A 17912-nucleotide genomic window follows, 5' to 3' on the forward strand; every position below is an offset into this window, starting at 1 on the left:
ATGGCTAAATCCTTGCTGATTATCAGCCGTCAGGCGCCCTGGTCCGGGCCGAGTGCGCGCGAAGCGCTGGACATCGTGCTGGCCGGCGGTGCCTTCGACCTACCGATCGGCCTGCTGTTTCTAGATGACGGGGTGTTCCAGCTCGCCGCGAAACAGGACGCCAAGGCCCTCCAGCAGAAGGACCTGAGCGCCAACTTGCAAGCCTTGCCGATGTTCGGTGTCGAAGACCTTTTTGTCTGTGGCGACAGCGCTGCAGAACGCGGTCTGAACCCGGCCGGCTTGTCGCTGGAAGAAGCTCAAGTGCTGGCCGCCCACGAAATCACCGCACTTATTGACCGTTACGACCAGGTGATCACCCTCTGATGTCGACTTTGCATGTGTTGTCTCATTCCCCGTTCGGCGACGATCGCCTGACCAGTTGCCTGCGCTTGATGGGCGCTGACGATGCGCTGCTGCTGACCGGTGACGCGGTTTATGCGTTGCAAGCGGGCACCGCGCCGTTCAATGCGCTGAACGCCCGCCATCTGAAACTGTTCGTACTGGCCGAAGACGCCCAGGCTCGCGCGCTGGAGATTCCTGACACGGCCAAGGCCATCGATTACCCGGCCTTCGTCGAGCTGTCGATTCACTACGACAAGGTCAACAGTTGGCTATGAACTCCCTGACGGTCGGCGCACGCGCCATCGAGTTGGACAAGGACGGTTTCCTGATAGAACTGAGTGACTGGTCCTGCGACGTGGCCAGCGCACTGGCAGCCGCCGAAGACATCGAGTTGAGCCCCGAGCACTGGGAAATCCTCGAACTGCTGCGCAGTTTCTATGCCGAATTCCAGTTGTCGCCGGCCACTCGTCCGCTGATCAAGTACACCGCGCTGAAGCTGGGCCCGGACAAGGGCAACAGCCTGCACCTGAACCGACTGTTCAAAGGCACCCCTGCCAAACTCGCCGCGAAACTGGCGGGCCTGCCCAAACCGACGAATTGCTTATGACCGACTACCCAGCGCTGACCCTCGAAACACCCGCCGAACACCCGTTCGCCCAGTTCGTGCGCATCCTTGGCAAAGGCAAGCGCGGCGCCCGCGACCTGACCCGCGAGGAAGCCCGCGAAGCCATGGGCATGGTGCTCGACCACAAGGTCGAAGACACCCAGCTCGGCGCGTTCCTGATGCTGTTGCGGCACAAGGAAGAAAGCGCTGAGGAGATGGCCGGTTTTACCGAAGCGTTGCGCGAACGTTTACAGGCACCGACGTTGAATGTGGATCTGGACTGGCCAACCTACGCCGGCAAGAAGCGCCATCTGCCATGGTATCTGCTGGCGGCCAAGTGCCTGGCGCAGAACGGCGTGCGGATCTTCATGCACGGCGGCGGCGCGCACACGGCGGGTCGGCTCTATAGCGAGCAATTGCTGGATGAGTTGAAGATTCCATTGTGCCGCGACTGGCAGCAGGTCGGCGAGGCACTCGATAACGGCGGCCTGGCCTTCATGCCGCTGGTCGATTGGGCACCGCAGCTGCAACGAATGATCGACCTGCGCAATACATTGGGCCTGCGTTCGCCGATCCATTCCCTGACGCGGATTCTCAATCCGTTGGGCGCTCGCTGTGGCCTGCAAAGCATTTTCCACCCCGGTTACCAGGCGGTGCATCGCGATGCCAGCGGTTTGCTCGGCGATACCGCGATCGTGGTGAAAGGCGACGGCGGCGAGATCGAGATCAACCCGGACGCCGACAGTCACTTGTACGGCACCACTGGCGGCGAAAGCTGGGACGAGGAATGGCCGCAGCTGTCGGCACAACGGCACGTCAAACCGGCCACCCTCGATCCCGAGCATTTGAAAGCCGTGTGGCGTGGCGATGTAGTCGACAGCTATCCGCAAATGGCGTTGATCTCGACCATGGCCCTGGCCTTGCGCGGCCTCGGCCAAACCCGCGAACACGCCTTCGAAACCGCCCAGCAGTATTGGGATGCTCGGGACAAATCGATTTAACCGATCATAAGCGTCCAACCTTTGCGCTTTTTTATCGAACCTATGCGAATAGACTCCTCTCCAACGCTTATTGGTTGAGGAGTCTGAACATGGGTTTGTTAGTTGAAGGTCGCTGGCATGACCAGTGGTACGAAAGCGCCAAGGACGGTACGTTCCAGCGTGAACAAGCGCAGCGTCGTAACTGGCTGACCGCCGACGGCAAGCCTGGCCCGACCGGTGTCGGTGGCTTTGCGGCCGAAGCCGGTCGTTATCACCTCTACGTGTCCCTCGCCTGCCCATGGGCTCACCGCACGCTGATCCTGCGCAAACTCAAAGGCCTCGAAAGCCTCATCGACGTCTCGGTGGTCAGTTGGCTGATGCTGGAAAACGGCTGGACCTTCGACCAGAACCTCGGATCGACCGGGGACAAACTCGATCACTTCAATTTCATGCACCAGCGCTACACCGCCGATACCGCCGACTACACCGGCCGCGTCACCGTGCCGGTGCTCTGGGACAAACAGCAGAATCGCATCGTTAACAATGAATCGGCGGAGATCATCCGCATGTTCAATAGCGCCTTCGATGATTTGACCGGTAATGACCTGGATTTCTACCCGGCGCCGCTGCGGGGTGAGATCGACGCGCTGAACGAACGGATTTATCCGGCGGTGAACAATGGCGTGTACCGCGCAGGGTTTGCCACGTCGCAGCAGGCGTATGAAGAGGCGTTCGACGGGTTGTTCGAGGAGCTTGATCGGCTGGAACAGCTGTTGGGCGCCAATCGCTACCTGACGGGTGAATACCTGACCGAAGCTGATGTTCGGCTGTTCACCACGTTGATTCGCTTTGACGCGGTGTATTACGGCCACTTCAAGTGCAACCTGCGGCGGATCGCCGATTATCCGAACCTGTCGAACTGGCTGCGGGAGATTTATCAGTGGCCGGGGATTGCCGAGACGGTGGATTTTGAGCACATCAAGAATCACTACTATGGCAGCCACAAGACCATCAATCCGACCGGGATTGTGCCGAAAGGGCCAGCGCAGGAATTCACAGCACCGCATGATCGCGAGCGGTTGAGCGGGAAAGGGGTTTGGCGTAAAGCTGAAGTCTGATCCGAAAAGCCAGTTGATTCTGATGACGCCATCGCGAGCAAGCTCGCTCCCACATTTGATTTGTGTCGTTCACAAATCCCCTGTGGGAGCGAGCTTGCTCGCGATGGGGGCGACTCGGTCTCTAGACCTGCGCCTGAGCGCCCTCGAACCACGCCAGTTTCTCGCGCAATTGCACCACTTCCCCAACGATCACCAGCGTCGGCGCATGCACTTCATGCTCCGCCACCAGACTTGGCAAATCCGCCAAGGTGCCAGTAAACACCCGTTGATTGACGGTGGTGCCCTGCTGGATCAACGCCGCGGGCGTATCCGCTGCGCGACCATGCTTGATCAACTGCTCGCAGATGATCGGCAAGCCCACCAGCCCCATGTAAAACACCAGGGTTTGCGCCGGCGCGACCAGGTCGGCCCACGGTAAATCGGTGGAGCCGTCCTTCAAGTGCCCGGTGACAAAACGCACAGACTGCGCGTAATCACGGTGAGTCAGCGGAATCCCGGCATACGCCGCGCAACCGCTGGCCGCGGTGATACCCGGCACCACCTGGAACGGGATGCCATGGGCCGCCAGTTCTTCGATCTCTTCACCGCCGCGACCGAAGATGAATGGATCACCGCCCTTCAACCGCACGACCCGCTTGCCTTGCTTGGCCAAATCCACCAATTGCTGGTTGATCTGATCTTGTGGCACAGCGTGATCGGCGCGACGCTTGCCGACGTAAATCCGCTCGGCATCGCGACGGCACAAATCCAGAATCGCCGGCGCCACCAAGCGGTCATACAGCACCACATCGGCTTGCTGCATCAGACGTAAGGCACGGAAGGTCAGCAGGTCGGGATCACCCGGGCCGGCGCCCACCAAATAGACTTCGCCCGTTGCATTCGGTGCTTCACCGGCAATTTTCGCCAGCATCAAACGCTCGGCTTCGGCACCCTGCCCGGCCAGTTGCCGGTCGGCAATCGGACCCTGGAACACATCTTCCCAGAACGCCCGACGCTGCTGCACATCCGGGAACAGGTGTTTGACCTGGCCGCGAAAACGCGCTGCCAGGCCAGCCAGTTGACCGTAGGTGGAAGGAATCCAGGTTTCCAGTTTGGCGCGGATCAACCGCGCCAGCACCGGCGCGTCGCCGCCGCTGGAGACCGCTACGATCAAAGGAGAACGGTCGACGATCGCCGGGAAGATCACGCTGCACAAGGCTGGCGCGTCCACCACATTGACCGGCACACAACGCCGATGGGCATCGGCGGAGACTTGTGCGTTCAGCGGTTCGTCGTCGGTGGCGGCAATGATCAGCCCGCAACCGTCCAGGTCTGCTTCAACGTAGCCTCGCACCAGACACTCGCCACCGCTGCCGGCAACCAGTTCGCGCAGTTGCGGTTCGATTTCAGGTGCGACCACCCGCAGCAGCGCACCGGCTTCGGCCAGCAGGCGGGATTTGCGCAAGGCAATCTCCCCCCCGCCGACGACCAAGACACGACTGCCGCGAAGGTTATGGAACAGCGGCAGATAGTCCATTTAGCCGATGACCTCAAGGCCACCCATGTACGGTTTCAGCACGTCCGGCACACGGATCGAACCGTCGGCTTGCTGGTAGTTTTCCAGCACCGCCACCAAGGTACGACCGACCGCCAGGCCGGAACCGTTCAGGGTGTGAACCAGTTCAGGCTTGCCGGTTTCCGGGTTGCGGAAACGCGCTTGCATGCGACGGGCCTGGAAATCACCGCAGTTGGAGCAGGACGAAATCTCGCGGTATTTGTCCTGGCTCGGGATCCACACTTCCAGGTCGTAGGTCTTGACCGCGCTGAAGCCCATGTCGCCGGTGCACAGCGCAATGGTGCGATAAGGCAGCTCGAGCAATTGCAGGACTTTTTCGGCGTTGGCCGTCAGACCTTCCAGCGCTTCCATCGAAGTCGACGGTTCAACGATCTGGACCATTTCAACCTTGTCGAACTGGTGCTGACGGATCATCCCGCGCGTATCGCGACCCGAGGCACCGGCTTCACTGCGGAAGCACGGGGTGTGGGCGACGAACTTGATCGGCAGCAGTTTCGAATCGACGATTTCGCCAGCGACGATGTTGGTCAGCGACACTTCAGCGGTCGGAATCAGGTACAGATCGGCTTCGCCTTCGCGAGTGATCTTGAACAGGTCTTCTTCGAACTTCGGCAGCTGACCCGTGCCTTGCAGCGCCGGCGCTTGAACCAGATAAGGCGTGTAGGCCTCTTCGTAACCGTGTTCGCTGGTGTGCAGGTTGATCATGAACTGCGCCAGGGCGCGGTGCATACGAGCGATCGGGCCGCGCAACAGGGCGAAACGGGCACCGGACAACTTGGCGGCGGTTTCGAAGTCCAGCCAGCCGAATTTCTCACCCAGGGCGACGTGGTCCTGAACCGGAAAATCGAACGCGGTCGGGGTGCCCCAGCGGCGCACTTCGACGTTGCCGTCTTCGTCATCACCGATCGGCACGGATTCGTGCGGCAGGTTCGGGATGCCGAGCAGGATCGAATCCAGATCGGTCTGTATCCCGTCCAGCTCGACTTTACCGGCGCTCAATTCATTCGCCATGCGCTCGACGTCAGCCATCAGCGGTGCGATGTCTTCGCCGCGCTGCTTGGCCTGGCCGATGGATTTGGAGCGCGCATTACGTTCTGCCTGCAGTGCTTCGGTGCGGGTCTGGACGGTCTTGCGCTGTTCTTCCAGCGCTTCGATGCGCGCAACATCCAGCGTGTAGCCACGGGATGCCAGGCGGTCCGCTACGTCCTGAAGGTTGCTACGTAACAGTTTGGAATCGAGCATGTCGGTCTCTCGTTATCAAAGTTTGGTCAAGGACAGGCCAGCCCAGGTAGCGAGCAGCCCACCGAATACGCTGATGGCAGCATAGACAAAAGCCAGCGGCATTTGCCCGGTTTCCAGCAAACGCACCGTATCCAGTGAAAAAGATGAAAAAGTCGTCAGCCCCCCGAGGAAGCCGACCATCAACCCGGCGCGCACCTCAATCGGCACCTCCGGGCGTACTAAAAACAGACCGTATAGAACGCCGATCAGCAAACAGCCGACGATATTAACGGCCAGCGTCGCGGTATAGAAGTGCCGCGGCCAATTAGCGTTGATCCAGTTACCCGTAGCAAAGCGCAAAAGCGTTCCGGCGATACCGCCCACAGAAACGGCAACGATCAAAGGAATCACTATTTTCTCCGCTGCCGGGGACTGAGACGGTCAAGTTGCGCGAGGTGATTGAGCTTCTCGCCGATCTTCAGCTCCAGGCCTCGCGGCACCGGCTGATAGAACGGTTGTGGCTCGAGTTCCTCCGGGAAATAGTCTTCGCCAGCGGCGTAAGCGTCCGGTTCATCGTGGGCATAGCGGTATTCGTCGCCGTAACCCAGTTGTTTCATCAATTTGGTCGGCGCGTTGCGCAGGTGCAGCGGCACTTCCAGCGAACCGTGTTCGGTGGCGCTGCGCATGGCGGCTTTGAAACCCATGTACACCGCGTTGCTTTTCGGCGCGCAGGCCAGATAGGTGATGGCCTGAGCCACCGCCAATTCGCCTTCGGGGCTGCCGAGGCGCTCCTGCACCTCCCACGCCGCCAGACACAGGCTCAAGGCGCGGGGATCGGCGTTGCCGATGTCTTCGCTGGCCATGCGCACCACGCGCCGGGCCAGGTACAACGGATCGCAACCGCCGTCGATCATCCGCGCGAACCAATACAACGCGCCATCAGGATTGGAGCCGCGCACGGATTTATGCAGCGCAGAGATCTGGTCGTAAAACGCTTCACCGCCCTTGTCGAAACGCCGACGGGTATCACCGAGCAGGCTTTGCAGCAGGTCGACGCCGATCTCGCTGTTGTCTTCAGCCAGGTCCGAGGCGTTTTCCAGCAGGTTGAGCAGACGCCGGCCATCGCCATCGGCGGCCGACAGCAGCATCTGGAAGCCTTCATCGCTGAGGGTCAGTTGCCGCGTCCCCAGCCCGCGTTCTTCGGTGAGTGCGCGATGCACCAACTTGCGCAGGGCCGCTTCATCGAGGCTTTTGAGCACGTAGACGCGCGCCCGGGAGAGCAAAGCGTTGTTGAGTTCAAACGAGGGATTTTCAGTGGTTGCGCCGATGAAAATCAGCGTGCCGTCTTCGACGTATGGCAGGAACGCATCCTGCTGAGACTTGTTGAAGCGATGCACTTCATCGACGAACAGGATGGTCCGTTTACCGTACTGCCCGGCCTGCTGCTTGGCGATTTCCACCGCCTGACGGATTTCCTTCACACCGGCCAGTACCGCCGAAACCGTTTCGAAGTGCGCATCCGAGACTTCCGCCAGCAGCCGCGCCAGCGTGGTTTTCCCCACACCCGGCGGGCCCCAGAAAATCATCGAGTGCAGGGCACCCTGCTCCAGCGCTTCGCGCAAAGGCTTGCCGCGAGCGAGCACGTGTTCCTGACCGACGTACTCGTCCAGATTGGCGGCACGCAAGCGTGCTGCCAAGGGCTGAGCAATCGGGGCACTGCGAAACAGGTCCATCACTACTTATGAAACCTCACTACTTGAACACTGCAGGCCCCCTGTAGGAGTGAGCCTGCTCGCGATGGCTGCGTTACATTCAACATCATTGTTGACTGACCCAACGCTATCGCGAGCAGGCTCACTCCTACAGGTTTTGCGTTTTACTCCTGGATCACGTCGGCACCCTTCGGGATGACGAACTTGAACTTGGACGCCGGGATCGGTTCGTTGGCTTTCACGCCGGTGAACAGGATGTTGGTGCGCTGACCGACGCTGTCGATCATCTGCATGTCATTGACCAGGCCGTTACGGAACGACAGACGCAGGCTGTCGAACAGGGTGTCCTTGGTTTTCGGCTTCAAGGTGAAGTCGATCACGCCACCGGCTTCCTTGGCGCTGATGTCGAAGCTCTGGCTGATCTTGGACACGTCACCGGACAGCAGCAACGCCGGGGTCTGGGTCAGGCGCTGATCGAGGTTCTTGATGGTGGCCTGCTCCAGGTCCGGATCCCACAACGTCACCTTCTTGCCGTCGGAAACCATCGTTTGTTCGGCCGGCGCGTTGGTGTGCCAGTAAAACAATCCAGGACGCTGCAAGGACATTTCACCCGCGGTTTCCTGCAATTGGGTGCCGCTGCCGTCGAGGGTCAGCTGGGAGAAGCGCGCGGTCAGGGTCTGGGATTTTTCCAGCAGTTGGGTCAGACGTGCCACGTCCTTGTCATCGGCGTGGGCCGAGAGCGTGGTCAAAGCCAAAACCGGCAGCAACAGCATGCGGATAAGACGCATGGGAGTCCTCATAACATTCGTGGGGGTGCGATGGCGCGTCATTACGCCACCGCGTTTCAATCAATTCAGTCGCGTACCGGGCCCGGAGCCAGGACTTCACGCGAACCGTTGGTGTTCATGGACGTCACGACCCCGGCCATCTCCATGGCTTCGATCATGCGCGCGGCGCGGTTGTAGCCGATTTTCAGCTTGCGCTGAACCGCAGAGATGGACGCTCGACGGCTTTCCAGTACGAACTGCACTGCTTCGTCGTAAAGCGCGTCGGATTCACTGTCGTCGTCGCCACCACTGCCGCCTTCAAAGCCACTACCCGGCTCTTCGACACCGGCGAGAATCTCGTCGTTGTATTCCGGTGCGCCGCGCAGTTTCCAGGCTTCGACCACCCGGTGAACTTCGTCATCGGACACAAAGGCGCCGTGGACACGAATCGGCAGACTGGTGCCCGGCGGCATGTAAAGCATGTCACCGTGGCCCAGCAGTTGTTCGGCACCGCCCTGGTCGATGATGGTCCGGGAGTCGATCTTGCTCGACACCTGGAACGCCATACGGGTCGGAATGTTGGCCTTGATCAGACCAGTGATTACATCAACCGACGGACGCTGGGTCGCGAGGATCAAGTGGATACCGGCCGCACGCGCCTTCTGAGCGATACGGGCGATCAGTTCTTCAACCTTCTTGCCGACGATCATCATCATGTCGGCGAATTCGTCCACCACCACGACAATCGTCGGCAGCTTGGTCAGCAGCGGCGCTTCGTCGTGAATGCTTTCGCGCTTGTACAACGGATCGGTCAACGGCGTACCGGCGTCCTGGGCTTCCTTGACCTTGGCATTGAAGCCCGACAGGTTACGCACGCCCATTTTCGCCATCAGTTTGTAGCGACGCTCCATCTCCGCCACGCTCCAGCGCAGGGCGTTGGCGGCGTCCTTCATGTCGGTCACGACCGGGCACAACAGGTGCGGAATGCCTTCGTAGATCGACAGCTCAAGCATTTTCGGGTCGATCATGATCAGCTTGGCGTCTTCCGGGCCGGACTTGAACAGGATCGACAGGATCATCGCGTTCACGCCCACCGATTTACCGGAACCGGTCGTACCGGCTACCAGCAAGTGAGGCATTTTCGCCAGGTCGGTGATGACCGGCTTGCCACCAATGTCGTGACCCAGGGCCAAGGTAACCGGCGACTTGAAGTTGTCGTACTCGGGGGTCGAAAGCACTTCGGAGAAACGCACGATCTGGCGGTCTTCGTTAGGAATCTCGATACCGACGGTGGTCTTGCCCGGAATCACTTCCACCACGCGCACGCTGGTCACGGCCAGGGAACGCGCGAGGTCTTTCGCCAGGTTGGAGATGCGGCTGACCTTGACGCCGGCCGCTGGCTGGATTTCGTAACGGGTAATCACCGGGCCCGGGTGAATCGAATCCACCGAGACTTCGACGCCGAATTCCTTGAGCTTGATTTCCAGCAAGTGGCCAACCGCCGCCAGGGATTCAGGCGAGTAGTTGAGTTGTTTCTTTTCTGCCGGGTCGAGAATCGAGATCGGCGGCAAGGTGCCTTCGACGGCGCTGTCGACGAACAACGGCGCCTGCTTCTCTTTTTCCACGCGCTTGCTGGGCGCTGCTGGTTTGGGCGGCGCTGGGGCAATCACCGGCGGCACCTGCTTCTCGCGGTCCGACATGTGTTTGCTCAGGGCCTGCTCACGTTCGATCAGGCGTTCCTTGACCTTGGCTTGCTCGCGCTTGTCGGTGACGGTCGGCGCGACCACGTCATGCACGCGATCATCGACTTCACGCAACTGCGCAACCAATTGTTTGCGCTCGACACGGGCCGCCCACCAGCGGTTGGCCGCGCCCTGGAACAATTCGAACAGGTCGAGGGTGATCTTGCCGGTGAGGTCCATCACTTTGAACCACGACAGGTCGGTGAACACCGTCAGGCCGAACAGGAACAACGCGATGAACACCAGCGTACTGCCCTGGATATTCAGGGCGTTCCTGGCCAGATCGCCGAGGCTTTCGCCCAAAGCGCCGCCAGCGCCGGCCGGCAGACCGGTCGCAGCGTGGAAATGGATATGGGCCAGGGCCGCGCCCGAGAGCACCAGAAACACCAGGCCGATCAGGCGCCAGGAGAACAGCCAGCCGCTCCACTCCCACTGCTCGTGACGTTGACGGAAAATTTGATAAGCCTTGATCGCCAGCAACAGCGGGAATATGTAGGCGAAGTAACCCAACACCATGAACAGGATATCGGCGCTGTAGGAGCCGACCGGACCGCCGAAGTTCTGCACATCGTCGATCTTGCTGTTATGGCTCCAGCCTGGATCGTCCTTGCCGTAGGTCAACAAGGCCATCATCAGGAACAGGCACAAGCCGCCGATGGCGATCAATGCACCTTCCTTGAGCCGGTAGTGCAATTGCTGGCGCCAGAGCGGAACGACTGTTTTTGGTGCTGCGGTGGATTTCTTCAAAACGCTTCTTTTCCTGCGCCTGTGGCGCGTCCATCTGTTGATTGACTATAAAAAACTGCCCAATCCAGGCAGGTAAAAAAGATAACAGGTGTAACTGGGACTACTTTTAACACTACGCTCCGGTTTTTATAAACACGGCGCGCAGCGCTTATTTTATTACAAGCACTGTAACAGGCAGGCATTGTACGGGTTTGTTCGTCCGATGCCATGCTTGAAACCCAAGGTGTAGCATAGCCAACAGCACATGACTCGCGGTTCAATTTGAGCATGCATTCTCTTTTGTGACAAAGGCTTATGAGGTGTTTTTATGAGCGAAGCGAAGCATTCCCGCCTGATCATTCTGGGTTCCGGCCCTGCCGGTTACAGCGCAGCCGTTTATGCCGCTCGCGCCAACCTCAATCCCGTTGTCATTACCGGCATACAGGCAGGTGGCCAGCTCACCACCACCGTCGAAGTCGACAACTGGCCCGGTGATGTCGAAGGCCTCACCGGCCCGGTGCTGATGGAACGCATGCAAAAACACGCCGAGCGTTTTCACACAGAGATCGTCTACGACCACATCCACACTGCCAAGTTGCAACAGCGCCCGTTCGAACTCATCGGCGACAGCGGCACTTACACCTGTGATGCGCTGATCATCGCCACCGGCGCCTCGGCGCAATACCTGGGGCTGCCATCGGAAGAGACATTTGCCGGCAAAGGGGTTTCGGCTTGCGCGACGTGCGACGGTTTCTTCTACCGCAATCAGGTGGTCGCAGTCGTTGGTGGCGGCAACACAGCAGTTGAAGAGGCGCTGTACCTGTCAAACATCGCCAAGGAAGTACACCTGATTCATCGGCGCGACAAGTTGCGCTCGGAGAAGATTCTTCAAGACAAGCTCTTCGAAAAAGCCGCCAAAGGCAATATCCGCCTGCACTGGAACCAGAATCTGGATGAAGTGCTGGGTGATGCCAGCGGTGTGACCGGCGCCCGCCTGCGGGACAGCCACACTGACGAAACCAGTGAATTGCCGCTGACCGGCGTGTTCATCGCTATTGGCCACAAACCCAACACCGACCTGTTCGAGGGTCAGCTGAAAATGCGTGACGGCTACCTGCTGATCAAGGGCGGCAGCGAAGGCGACGCTACCAGCACCGAAATCCCGGGCGTGTTTGCCGCCGGTGACGTGGCCGATCACGTTTACCGCCAGGCGGTAACCTCTGCCGGGGCCGGCTGCATGGCCGCGCTGGACGCCGAGAAGTATCTCGACGACATTCCAGTCGTTTGACGGCACACTTCACGGTGGGCCCACCCGCCCACCACTGCCCTCCCCTTCTGCAAGCCCGGATGCCATGCTGACTTGGTTACAACGCAATACCCTGACCTTCCCGCCCCTGGAAAAAGCCATGCGCGATCCCAACGGGCTGCTGGCCGCGGGCGGAGATCTGTCCGCCGATCGTCTGATTCAGGCCTATCGCCACGGCTGTTTTCCGTGGTTCTCGGAAGGCCAGCCGATTCTCTGGTGGTCGCCGGATCCACGCACCGTATTGTTTCCCGACGAACTGCATGTCTCGCGCAGCCTGAACAAACTGCTGCGCCAGCAACGCTATCAGGTGACCTTTGATCAGGATTTTGCCGCGGTCATCCGCGCCTGCGCCGCGCCTCGGGATTACGCCGACGGCACCTGGATCACAGAAGCCATGCAGAACGCCTACCTCGAGCTGCACAGGCGCGGCTACGCCCACTCGGTGGAAGTCTGGGACCAGGGCGAGCTGGTCGGCGGGCTCTATGGCCTGGCGATGGGTCAGCTGTTTTTCGGCGAATCCATGTTCAGCCGCGCCGACAACGCCTCTAAATATGGCTTTGCCACACTGGTCCGACATCTGAAAGACTCAGGCTTTGTGCTGATCGACTGCCAGATGCCGACCGACCATCTGCACAGCCTCGGCGCCCGAGCGATTCCTCGCAGCGAGTTTGCCGACTACCTTGCGCAGCATCTGGACCAACCCAGCCGCGCAACCTGGGTTTGCTGAGCGACTTTTGCGCGCGTGGCTTACACTTAATTCAAAGCTTATTCCCGAGGGTTGATCATGACCGAGTTGGCGCGTTTGAAGTTCTATGCCACTCAGCCCCACTCTTGCAGCTATCTGCCCGAGGAGCAGGCCACGACCTTGTTCCTCGACCCTAGTCAGCCCATGGATGTGCATGTCTATGCAGACCTGTCTGAAATGGGTTTCCGTCGTAGCGGCGATCATCTTTACCGGCCTCATTGCCAGAATTGCAATGCATGCGTACCGGCGCGCATCCCTGTGGCGCAATTTTCGCCCAACCGCCAGCAGAAACGCATCTTCAAACGCAACGTCGACCTGCAGGTGCGCCCTTCCAGGCCGCAGTTCAGCGAAGAGTATTTCGACCTTTATCAGCGGTATATCGAACAGCGTCACGCCGATGGCGATATGTACCCGCCGAGTCGCGATCAGTTTGCGACGTTCCTGGTACGTGACCTGCCGTTTTCCCGATTCTACGAATTCCGCCTCGAAGGAAGACTGGTGGCTGTGGCCGTCACCGACTTGCTGCCGAACGGTCTGTCGGCGGTCTACACCTTCTACGAGCCCGCTGAAGAACGCCGTAGCCTGGGGCGTTATGCGATTCTCTGGCAAATCGCCGAGGCTCAGCGCCTGGGGCTGGAGGCCGTCTATCTGGGCTATTGGATCAAAAACTGCAAAAAGATGAGCTACAAGACTCAATATCGCCCTATCGAACTGCTGATTAATCAGCGCTGGGTCATCCTGAACTAGAGCAAGCCGTAAACCCCTTGGCTTAAACCCCATTTTTCGGGCACAATGCACGCCGCTTTTGCCTGGCGCAGTTGCACCGGGCCATTCATTGGACACCGAGGGCTTTACTGCATGTCGAAAGAAGACAGCTTCGAAATGGAAGGCACTGTCGTCGACACCCTGCCCAACACCATGTTTCGTGTGGAGTTGGAAAATGGGCACGTCGTAACCGCGCATATCTCCGGCAAGATGCGCAAGAACTACATCCGTATTCTTACCGGTGACAAAGTGCGCGTCGAGCTGACGCCCTATGACTTGAGCAAAGGGCGCATCACTTACCGCGCTCGCTAATCAAGTCAATACAAAACGCCCGGTTTATGCCGGGCGTTTTTGTTTGTCTGCGATTTGGTGGGGTTTTGGGTTTTGGGTTTTGGGTTTTGGGTTCTTGGGTTCTTGGGTTCTTGGGTTCTTGGGTGTATATCCGTTGCTGCGGTAACGGCTGAAAATGGTTTCGCTCTTACAGCCAGCCCTTTCAAGGTCTTCGTTTAAAATCCCCCAAAACTCCAGTCAGGGTGACGAAAACGATGTGGGCAGAAGTTCTAGCGCGGTTTGAAAAAAAGGCACCGGCCAGTGTCATGGTCAAGTTGGCACTGGAGCATGCCATTCCTGCTGAGTGGGTTGATCAGGTGTTTGAAGAGCATCGTCAACGCCAGTACCCGCGTGAGCTTTTGTTTTCGACCATCGTTGAGCTGATGTCCCTTGTTTCATTGGGCCTACGGCCTTCCTTACATGCCGCTGCGCGCCAGATGGATGCTCTACCGGTTACCTTGGCGGCGCTCTATGACAAGGTCAGCCGCACAGAACCGGCATTGCTGCGAGCCTTGGTCACCGGCAGCGCAGAGCGCTTGGCTCCGACGATAAAAGAGTTGGGCTGTTCAGCCATTTTGCCCGGCTGGCAGCTGCGCATCGTTGACGGCAATCACCTGCCGTCTACCGAAAAACGCTTGGGGGCTTTGCGGCGTGAACGAGGCGCGGCTCGGCCGGGGTTTTCGGTAGTGGTTTACGATCCTGACCTGGATCAGATCGTTGACTTGCAGCCTTGCGAGGATGCCTACGCCAGTGAGCGCGTCAGCGTGCTGCCGTTGTTAGCCTGCGCCAGTGCAGGACAGCTGTGGATGGCCGATCGGCTTTATTGCACGCTGCCCGTCATGCAGGCCTGCGAGGAAGCGAGCGCTTCATTCATTATTCGCCAGCCAAGTAAACATCCAAGGCTGATTCAGGAAAGCGACTGGCAAGAAGCGATGCCTGTCGACGCCGGAACAGTGCGTGAACAAATTATCGAACTCAAAGGCGGCTACCGCTGGCGCCGAGTTGAACTGAGCCTGCAAACACCTACCGAATCAGGCGACTGCGTGATGTGGTTCTGGAGCAACTTGCCCGACACCATCAGCGCTGAGCAAATCGCCGACTTATACCGTCGTCGCTGGAGTATCGAAGGGATGTTCCAGCGCCTTGAATCGGTGCTGGACAGTGAAATCGAAAGCCTCGGCTCTCCCCGGGCGGCCTTGTTGGGTTTTGCCTCAGCGATCTTGGCCTACAACGTTCTGGCGGTTCTCAAACGTAGTGTGGAGCAGGCTCACTGCGAGACGCAGCCTGAAGGTTGGGAAGCCTCGACCTTCCATCTGGCGGTGCAAGTGCGTAGCGGTTATGAGGGCATGCAGATCGCGTTGCCCTCAGACTACCTGTCACTTCAATCGACCTCAGAAACGCTGGCAAAGCGGCTGTTAGCGCTGGCCAGGAATATCAAGCCTAAGCAGGTCGCCAAAAGCATACGTGGTCCAAAAATCGCCAAGCCCAAGGAATGGCTGGAGGGAAAGGCTGCCAATGCTCATGTGTCGACCGATCGGGTGCTTAAGGCCCATAAAGGGAAAACACCTTGAAAGGGCTGGCTGTAAGAGCGAAACCCTAAGCAGCCGTTACCGCAGAAATGGATATGCACCCAAATTAAAAAAGGCGCCTTTCGGCGCCTTTTGCTTTACAGCAACAACGGTCAGGCCATTTCAGCCGTGGTCTCGAAGTCGAAGGTCAGCTCGCCGTCCTTGAGATCGATGTGAACCACACCACCATGGTCGGCCAGTTCGCCAAACAGGATCTCTTCCGCCAGCGGACGCTTGATCTTGTCCTGAATCAAACGCGCCATTGGTCGAGCGCCCATTGCCGTGTCGTAGCCACCCACTGCCAGCCAGCCGCGCGCTGCGTCCGTCACTTCCAGCTGCACGCGCTTGTCCTCCAGCTGAGCCTGAAGCTCGGTAAGGAACTTGTCCACCACGCTTTTGATGACCTCATGGCTGAGGCGACCAAACTGGATAATGGTGTCCAGACGGTTACGGAACTCTGGCGTGAAGCTCTTCTTGATCACTTCCATCGCATCGGACGAGTGGTCCTGATGGGTGAAACCGATCGAAGCGCGAGCTGCCGTTTCGGCACCGGCGTTGGTCGTCATGATGACGATCACGTTACGGAAATCCGCCTTGCGCCCGTTGTTATCGGTCAGCGTACCGTGGTCCATCACCTGCAGCAGCAGGTTGAAGACTTCCGGATGCGCCTTCTCGATCTCATCGAGCAACAGCACGCAGTGAGGCTGCTTGGTGATGGCTTCGGTCAGTAGACCGCCCTGATCGAACCCGACATAACCTGGAGGCGCACCGATCAGACGCGATACGGTGTGGCGCTCCATATACTCGGACATGTCGAAGCGAACCAGTTCGATGCCCAACGCCTTGGCCAACTGACGCGCCGCTTCGGTTTTACCGACACCGGTAGGCCCTGCGAACAGGAACGAACCGACTGGCTTGTCAGGCGACTTGAGGCCGGCACGGGACAGTTTGATCGCGGTCGACAGTGAGTCGATTGCGGCATCCTGGCCAAATACTGTCAGCTTCAGGTCACGCTCAAGGTTACGCAGCAGCTCTTTGTCGGAACTGGTGACGTGCTTAGGCGGAATCCGCGCGATTTTCGCGACGATGTCCTCGACCTGAGGTACTTCGATGCGTTTCACGCGTTTCTCGATTGGCTGCAGACGCTGGTAGGCGCCCGCCTCGTCGATGACGTCGATGGCCTTGTCCGGCATGTGCCGGTCATTGATATAGCGCGAGGCCAGTTCCGCCGCCGCACGCAACGCTTCATCGCTGTATTCGATGTTGTGATGCGCTTCGAAACGACCTTTCAGGCCGCGCAGGATGCCAATGGTGTCTTCCACCGAAGGCTCCGACACGTCGACCTTCTGGAAGCGCCGGGCCAAAGCACGGTCCTTCTCGAAGATCCCGCGGAATTCCTGGAACGTGGTCGAGCCGATGCAACGGATATCACCCGACGACAGCAGCGGCTTGAGCAGGTTCGAGGCATCCATGACCCCACCGGACGCGGCACCCGCACCAATGATGGTGTGGATTTCGTCGATGAACAGGATCGCCTGCGGACGTTTTTTCAGCTCATTGAGCAACGCCTTGAAGCGTTTCTCGAAATCGCCGCGGTATTTTGTCCCGGCCAGCAAGGCCCCCAGATCGAGGGAATACACCACACTGTTGGCCAGCAGGTCCGGCACCTGGTTGTCGACAATGCGTTTGGCCAGGCCTTCGGCAATCGCGGTTTTACCCACACCCGCCTCGCCCACCAGCAACGGATTGTTTTTGCGACGACGCGCCAGGATCTGCGCAACGCGCTCGACTTCCAGCTCACGGCCTACCAATGGATCGATTCGACCCTGGCGCGCGAGTTCGTTGAGGTTGCTGGCATAAGCATCCAGAGGATTGCCTGAAGAAGAAGACTCACCGCCCTCGTCGTCCTGCATATCTTGTTCACCTTCAGAGTGATCGCCATGCCCCGGCACTTTGGAAATGCCGTGTGCGATGTAGTTGACGACATCGATGCGCGCAACGCTCTGCTGTTTCAGCAGGAACACTGCCTGACTCTCTTGCTCACTGAAGATCGCGACCAGTACGTTGGCGCCAGTCACTTCGCGTTTGCCCGAGCTCTGTACGTGAAAGACAGCACGTTGCAGAACACGCTGGAAGCCCAGGGTTGGCTGGGTCTCACGATCCTCGTCATGAACGGGGATCAATGGCGTGGTGGAGTCGATGAACTCCTGCAGATCGTGCTTGAGTTTGTCGAGGTTTGCGCCGCAGGCACGCAAAACGGTGGCGGCAGCCTCATTGTCCAATAGGGCCAGCAGGAGGTGTTCGACGGTCATGAATTCATGACGTTTCGATCGAGCCTCCTTGAAGGCAAGATTGAGGGTGACTTCGAGCTCGCGGTTTAACATAGCTTCAC

18 protein-coding genes are annotated in these 17912 nt (G+C 59.1%); 10 read left to right on the forward strand and 8 right to left on the reverse strand.

Annotation, left to right across the window (positions count from 1 at the left end; all coding sequences use genetic code 11):
* The 5 genes from tusC to AC3IUE_RS21880 all read left to right on the forward strand — a co-directional run bounded on the left by tusC (position 1) and on the right by AC3IUE_RS21880 (position 3083).
* Positions 1–363 carry a sulfurtransferase complex subunit TusC gene (gene tusC, locus AC3IUE_RS21860; RefSeq protein ID WP_056743893.1) on the forward strand — a complete coding sequence of 121 codons (363 nt, stop codon included), beginning with the start codon at positions 1–3 and terminating at the stop codon, positions 361–363.
* The gene (tusB, locus tag AC3IUE_RS21865; protein WP_489263741.1) at positions 363–656 is read left to right on the forward strand and encodes a sulfurtransferase complex subunit TusB; all 294 of its coding nucleotides are present in this window, start codon (positions 363–365) and stop codon (positions 654–656) included. Before tusC ends, tusB begins: the two co-directional genes overlap by 1 nt.
* Positions 653–988: a TusE/DsrC/DsvC family sulfur relay protein gene (locus AC3IUE_RS21870; protein ID WP_489263742.1), complete on the forward strand. Its 336-nt coding sequence runs from the start codon at positions 653–655 to the stop codon at positions 986–988. Before tusB ends, AC3IUE_RS21870 begins: the two co-directional genes overlap by 4 nt.
* Positions 985–1986, forward strand: a complete 1002-nt coding sequence (locus AC3IUE_RS21875; protein WP_056743899.1) for a glycosyl transferase family protein — start codon at positions 985–987, stop codon at positions 1984–1986. Before AC3IUE_RS21870 ends, AC3IUE_RS21875 begins: the two co-directional genes overlap by 4 nt.
* A gap of 89 nt (positions 1987–2075) precedes the next feature.
* Positions 2076–3083 carry a glutathione S-transferase family protein gene (locus AC3IUE_RS21880; RefSeq protein ID WP_489263743.1) on the forward strand — a complete coding sequence of 336 codons (1008 nt, stop codon included), beginning with the start codon at positions 2076–2078 and terminating at the stop codon, positions 3081–3083.
* 121 nt (positions 3084–3204) lie between these two features.
* On the opposite strand, the gene cysG is transcribed toward AC3IUE_RS21880, so the two are convergent.
* The 7 genes from cysG to AC3IUE_RS21915 form a co-directional block, all read right to left on the reverse strand.
* The gene (cysG, locus tag AC3IUE_RS21885; RefSeq protein ID WP_489263744.1) at positions 3205–4599 is read right to left on the reverse strand and encodes a siroheme synthase CysG; all 1395 of its coding nucleotides are present in this window, start codon (positions 4597–4599) and stop codon (positions 3205–3207) included.
* Positions 4600–5880 carry a serine--tRNA ligase gene (gene serS / locus AC3IUE_RS21890; protein ID WP_489263745.1) on the reverse strand — a complete coding sequence of 427 codons (1281 nt, stop codon included), beginning with the start codon at positions 5878–5880 and terminating at the stop codon, positions 4600–4602. It lies immediately after the preceding gene.
* A 15-nt stretch (positions 5881–5895) separates the two neighbouring features.
* The gene (crcB, locus tag AC3IUE_RS21895) at positions 5896–6270 is read right to left on the reverse strand and encodes a fluoride efflux transporter CrcB (protein WP_046049410.1); all 375 of its coding nucleotides are present in this window, start codon (positions 6268–6270) and stop codon (positions 5896–5898) included.
* A complete protein-coding gene (locus AC3IUE_RS21900) occupies positions 6270–7592 on the reverse strand; it encodes a replication-associated recombination protein A (RefSeq protein ID WP_046049409.1) in 1323 nt (440 codons plus the stop codon). The genes crcB and AC3IUE_RS21900 overlap by 1 nt, the downstream gene beginning before the upstream one ends.
* A gap of 143 nt (positions 7593–7735) precedes the next feature.
* The gene (gene lolA, locus AC3IUE_RS21905; protein WP_046049408.1) at positions 7736–8359 is read right to left on the reverse strand and encodes an outer membrane lipoprotein periplasmic chaperone LolA; all 624 of its coding nucleotides are present in this window, start codon (positions 8357–8359) and stop codon (positions 7736–7738) included.
* Between the two features lie 65 nt (positions 8360–8424).
* A complete protein-coding gene (locus AC3IUE_RS21910; RefSeq protein ID WP_080932652.1) occupies positions 8425–10827 on the reverse strand; it encodes a DNA translocase FtsK in 2403 nt (800 codons plus the stop codon).
* Positions 10824–11096, reverse strand: a complete 273-nt coding sequence (locus tag AC3IUE_RS21915) for a hypothetical protein (RefSeq protein ID WP_156400837.1) — start codon at positions 11094–11096, stop codon at positions 10824–10826. The genes AC3IUE_RS21910 and AC3IUE_RS21915 overlap by 4 nt, the downstream gene beginning before the upstream one ends.
* Before the next feature lie 38 nt (positions 11097–11134).
* Between AC3IUE_RS21915 and trxB the strand changes: the two genes are divergently transcribed.
* The 5 genes from trxB to AC3IUE_RS21940 all read left to right on the forward strand — a co-directional run bounded on the left by trxB (position 11135) and on the right by AC3IUE_RS21940 (position 15523).
* On the forward strand, positions 11135–12094 hold the full coding sequence (gene trxB, locus AC3IUE_RS21920; RefSeq protein ID WP_056743909.1) for a thioredoxin-disulfide reductase: 960 nt from the start codon (positions 11135–11137) through the stop codon (positions 12092–12094).
* Between the two features lie 64 nt (positions 12095–12158).
* Positions 12159–12839 carry a leucyl/phenylalanyl-tRNA--protein transferase gene (gene aat / locus AC3IUE_RS21925; protein ID WP_056743911.1) on the forward strand — a complete coding sequence of 227 codons (681 nt, stop codon included), beginning with the start codon at positions 12159–12161 and terminating at the stop codon, positions 12837–12839.
* A gap of 57 nt (positions 12840–12896) precedes the next feature.
* Positions 12897–13604, forward strand: coding sequence for an arginyltransferase (locus AC3IUE_RS21930; protein WP_046049404.1), 708 nt, complete (start codon positions 12897–12899; stop codon positions 13602–13604).
* A gap of 111 nt (positions 13605–13715) precedes the next feature.
* Positions 13716–13934: a translation initiation factor IF-1 gene (gene infA, locus AC3IUE_RS21935; RefSeq protein ID WP_002553999.1), complete on the forward strand. Its 219-nt coding sequence runs from the start codon at positions 13716–13718 to the stop codon at positions 13932–13934.
* A 284-nt stretch (positions 13935–14218) separates the two neighbouring features.
* Entirely contained in the window at positions 14219–15523 is a 1305-nt protein-coding gene (locus AC3IUE_RS21940; protein ID WP_489268870.1) for an IS4 family transposase, read from the forward strand.
* A 110-nt stretch (positions 15524–15633) separates the two neighbouring features.
* On the opposite strand, the gene clpA is transcribed toward AC3IUE_RS21940, so the two are convergent.
* Positions 15634–17904 (reverse strand): ATP-dependent Clp protease ATP-binding subunit ClpA, encoded by a 2271-nt coding sequence (gene clpA / locus AC3IUE_RS21945; RefSeq protein WP_033057050.1) that lies wholly within the window; start codon positions 17902–17904, stop codon positions 15634–15636.
* Between the last annotated feature and the right edge of the window lie 8 nt (positions 17905–17912).

Source organism: Pseudomonas sp. GL_093, assembly GCF_057837605.1.

What these genes read in the sequence shown, in the direction of transcription:
- tusC (WP_056743893.1), top strand. Translation starts at nt 1, where the DNA reads ATGGCTAAATCCTTGCTGATTATCAGCCGTCAGGCGCCCTGGTCCGGG.
- tusB (WP_489263741.1), top strand. Translation starts at nt 363, where the DNA reads ATGTCGACTTTGCATGTGTTGTCTCATTCCCCGTTCGGCGACGATCGC.
- AC3IUE_RS21870 (WP_489263742.1), top strand. Translation starts at nt 653, where the DNA reads ATGAACTCCCTGACGGTCGGCGCACGCGCCATCGAGTTGGACAAGGAC.
- AC3IUE_RS21875 (WP_056743899.1), top strand. Translation starts at nt 985, where the DNA reads ATGACCGACTACCCAGCGCTGACCCTCGAAACACCCGCCGAACACCCG.
- AC3IUE_RS21880 (WP_489263743.1), top strand. Translation starts at nt 2,076, where the DNA reads ATGGGTTTGTTAGTTGAAGGTCGCTGGCATGACCAGTGGTACGAAAGC.
- cysG (WP_489263744.1), bottom strand. Translation starts at nt 4,599, where the DNA reads ATGGACTATCTGCCGCTGTTCCATAACCTTCGCGGCAGTCGTGTCTTG.
- serS (WP_489263745.1), bottom strand. Translation starts at nt 5,880, where the DNA reads ATGCTCGATTCCAAACTGTTACGTAGCAACCTTCAGGACGTAGCGGAC.
- AC3IUE_RS21900 (WP_046049409.1), bottom strand. Translation starts at nt 7,592, where the DNA reads ATGGACCTGTTTCGCAGTGCCCCGATTGCTCAGCCCTTGGCAGCACGC.
- lolA (WP_046049408.1), bottom strand. Translation starts at nt 8,359, where the DNA reads ATGCGTCTTATCCGCATGCTGTTGCTGCCGGTTTTGGCTTTGACCACG.
- AC3IUE_RS21915 (WP_156400837.1), bottom strand. Translation starts at nt 11,096, where the DNA reads ATGCTCAAATTGAACCGCGAGTCATGTGCTGTTGGCTATGCTACACCT.
- trxB (WP_056743909.1), top strand. Translation starts at nt 11,135, where the DNA reads ATGAGCGAAGCGAAGCATTCCCGCCTGATCATTCTGGGTTCCGGCCCT.
- aat (WP_056743911.1), top strand. Translation starts at nt 12,159, where the DNA reads ATGCTGACTTGGTTACAACGCAATACCCTGACCTTCCCGCCCCTGGAA.
- AC3IUE_RS21930 (WP_046049404.1), top strand. Translation starts at nt 12,897, where the DNA reads ATGACCGAGTTGGCGCGTTTGAAGTTCTATGCCACTCAGCCCCACTCT.
- infA (WP_002553999.1), top strand. Translation starts at nt 13,716, where the DNA reads ATGTCGAAAGAAGACAGCTTCGAAATGGAAGGCACTGTCGTCGACACC.
- AC3IUE_RS21940 (WP_489268870.1), top strand. Translation starts at nt 14,219, where the DNA reads ATGGTCAAGTTGGCACTGGAGCATGCCATTCCTGCTGAGTGGGTTGAT.
- clpA (WP_033057050.1), bottom strand. Translation starts at nt 17,904, where the DNA reads ATGTTAAACCGCGAGCTCGAAGTCACCCTCAATCTTGCCTTCAAGGAG.